This window comes from Nostoc sp. 'Peltigera membranacea cyanobiont' 213 (assembly GCF_002245975.1).
Taxonomy (GTDB): domain Bacteria; phylum Cyanobacteriota; class Cyanobacteriia; order Cyanobacteriales; family Nostocaceae; genus Nostoc.
In genome coordinates, this window is record NZ_NOLI01000310.1 from 1 (window position 1) to 2941 (window position 2941).

Annotated in this window: 3 protein-coding genes; 1 reads left to right on the forward strand and 2 read right to left on the reverse strand. The window is 44.2% G+C overall.

The genetic code is table 11. The features are described 5' to 3' along the window. Positions 1-162 precede the first annotated feature (162 nt). On the reverse strand, positions 163-1338 hold the full coding sequence (locus tag CDG77_RS34400; RefSeq protein ID WP_094333594.1) for an alpha/beta hydrolase: 1176 nt from the start codon (positions 1336-1338) through the stop codon (positions 163-165). 189 nt (positions 1339-1527) lie between these two features. Next, a complete protein-coding gene (locus tag CDG77_RS34405) occupies positions 1528-1962 on the reverse strand; it encodes a hypothetical protein (RefSeq protein ID WP_094333595.1) in 435 nt (144 codons plus the stop codon). A 361-nt stretch (positions 1963-2323) separates the two neighbouring features. Between CDG77_RS34405 and psbQ the strand changes: the two genes are divergently transcribed. Continuing rightward, positions 2324-2779: a photosystem II protein PsbQ gene (psbQ, locus tag CDG77_RS34410; RefSeq protein ID WP_094333596.1), complete on the forward strand. Its 456-nt coding sequence runs from the start codon at positions 2324-2326 to the stop codon at positions 2777-2779. Positions 2780-2941: the final 162 nt, after the last annotated feature.

Consider the following 2941-nt stretch of genomic DNA (forward strand, 5'->3'; position numbering starts at 1 on the left):
CGAAGAACCCCACCCCGCCAAAGCTATGCTTTGTCTCCCCTCCCCGCCTGCGGGGAGGGGTTGGGGGTGGGGTGCAATGACTGTGGGAATCATAACTAATGATTTGCCTTGTATGGGAGAGGTTTTGAGTGGGGTTTTCTAGACACCGTAAAAAGTAAACCATTATGGCAACCTCGAAATAATCGCCTCCCAGGTTTTAGCATTTGTCCAATAAGCACCGTGAGAACGGGGAAATGGTTGTCTGCTATCCACTCGCACATCCTGCACGCGATCGGGGAAAATTTTATTACCCACGTAACTGAGAAAATCCCGTAAATCGTAGATATTCAACCATTCCGGGAAATGTTCTGGCAATAACTGCCCATATTCTAAGCTGTGGAGGGCATTAATCTCATATAAAAATGGTGCTTGGGAACCAACTGTAACCAATAATTCCACCTGAGACAATTGCTGCTGCACTAGCAAATCTACACAAGCGATACCTCCCAAACTATGGGCGATTAAAACTACTGGCGGTTCTGCTTGTTCGATTTGTTGCTTGATAAACTCCCTAATTTTTTCACCCCGCGTCAAATACAACAAAATATCACCAGGCATAGGCGAAATTTTATCAGTCAACTCCAGGCGGTTTCCTCTGATATAATTTGTTCCGCCGCGCTGTGCTAATTCCACAAGTGGCTTTAAGAACCAATCACCCAATCCTAACTCCGCGTCTCCTAAAGCCAGAGTCAGCAATTCCACAACATCGTCGCGCAATTGGGCATCGGTGAGTATGGGGGGAAATTTTTCTTGCTGTTGGCTAATAAACATTGCTTGAGCGACGATCGCTCTAACTATTGGTATATAATATTCACTCAAATCAGATTCGGGAACTGTGAGCAATGCCCGATGATACGGTTCACTGTGGATAGTAGCCTCTCGTGCTTGCTCAAATACCTCGGCAATTCCCGCCTCTTGCAAGTTAGCTTCCAGTTCAGATGTCAGCGTGAAACTGGCTACACGAGATTGTAAAATATCTCCTGGTTGTTCCCCAAAGGGATTTCCTGACTCAATCGGTAGCAAAGAAAACAGTCGCAATTCATACAGAGGATCGCGGTATAATTGCTCCCACAATACAATCTCTGCGTCTTCTTCTCCTGGAGATAAAGCCAGCGTCGCATCTTCCAAGGGTACTGATGCCCGATTTTCATTGAACTTTGCACCTAATGCACCCCAAAGGCAGGGAGCAACTTTGATATCAGGACGTTGGGCGTGAATTTTTTGCTCAATTACCTGAAAGGTTTCGTTGTATTCTCGTTCTCTAATGCCAGTGCCATGTACAAATATTACAGTGGTCATTGTGATAAGGGGGCTAGCGATCGCAATCCTCTGTATTATTCCTCACTAATTTATCTGACACAAGTTGATTCCAATCACTTGGTTTATAAAACTTACGCACAAGAGATCCCCCAACCCCCTTAAAAAGGGGGCTTTTAAGATCCCCCCCTCTTTTTAAGGGTGGTTAGGGGGGATCGAGGTTTCAGGTTTTCAATGCGTAAGTCCTGGTTTATTGAAAACTTCTAAAATCTGTCGGCAAATCTGTTTGAGCTTATCCTGGATTTCCCCAGAAGGCGAAGATGCGCCGACAACACTCCAGTTTTCTACCGTAGAAAGTCGCCAAGCTTCACCGCGATGATCGAATCCAGCTACTTCTACGCCGATCGCACGCCGAGAATTATTGATGGGATCTTGATAAAATCGGATTTGAATTAAAATACTACGACTTCGCCAAGATTTGCTGATACCAGGAAAGTGAAAGCCAATATCTATAGAATCTGGATCGACTAACTCCCTAGTCTCCGGGTCATTTTTCCAGGGTTTTAGATCGGATTTGGCATCAGGAAACTCGAATTTGAACAAATTAACTACCGTGGCAATGTTGCTGGCGAGTTCAAGGTTCGTTGCCTGTTCAGCTGCGTTCACTAAAAAACACTCCTATATTGCGTCGGCATCTTCGGGATGTGAAGACAGAAAAACCGCCAGAAGGCTTATATTATTGGTGTTTCAGCTTATCAAGACCTTTGAGATTTAGCAACTCCAAATCATACTTCCCTAACAATCTTAGTTACTAATAGAAGCCAAAAATCGCTTCTTGTTGGGACTGGCTAACACCTATTAAGTAATTGTACTTAAAAATTACTCAAAAGCAGATGAAACTCTGCCCTTTGGGAAAAATATCAAGATTTTCTGCAAAATCCTTGGCAGACAAGAACGGTAAATTGCGCTAGCGACGATCTAAAATGACACTGTTAATCGGTAAACAAAACGCAATTAAATTCATTGTATGGCGCGTCAACGCTCGATTTTTTCACTTGTTTTAGTATTATTGGCCACATTCCTCATGAGTTGTGGCGGCCCTGGTGTTGCGATCGCACCTCCAACTTACACAGCAGTACAACTCGAAAGAATTCAGGCTTATGTTCCTGAAATTCAGGCTGTGCGCGATCGCTCAGATGAGTTGAAAACCCTGATTAAAGAAGGTGATTGGATCAATGTGCGTAACTTTATACATGGCCCGATAACAGAAGCAAAGCTGAATCTGACTTATGTTACTCCCAACCTTCTACCCAAAGACCAACCCACAGCCCGTCAGGTAACGCGAGATTTTTTTAAAGACCTGGTTAAGCTTGATAAAGCTACTAGTGCTAGCAATCCTCTAGTTGCCTTAAATAACTCCCAAGCTGCTTTCGCAGACCTTGACAAATTTCTCGATCTCCTTCCTAAAAAAGAAGAGGGTTAATAATTAGAGACGCGATGAATCGCGTCTGTACAAGAGTTAGGAGTTAGAGACGCGATGAATCGCGTCTGTGCAGGAGTTAGGAATTGTGAAGTACCCCAACCTGCTTCGCTGAGGTTGGGGCTTCCAACATCATTGAATCAGTGACGGTCTTATTCGTCCTCG

Excerpts from the sequence above, each read along its gene's own strand:
- psbQ (WP_094333596.1), top strand. The coding sequence starts at position 2,324 with ATGGCGCGTCAACGCTCGATTTTTTCACTTGTTTTAGTATTATTGGCC.
- CDG77_RS34400 (WP_094333594.1), bottom strand. The coding sequence starts at position 1,338 with ATGACCACTGTAATATTTGTACATGGCACTGGCATTAGAGAACGAGAA.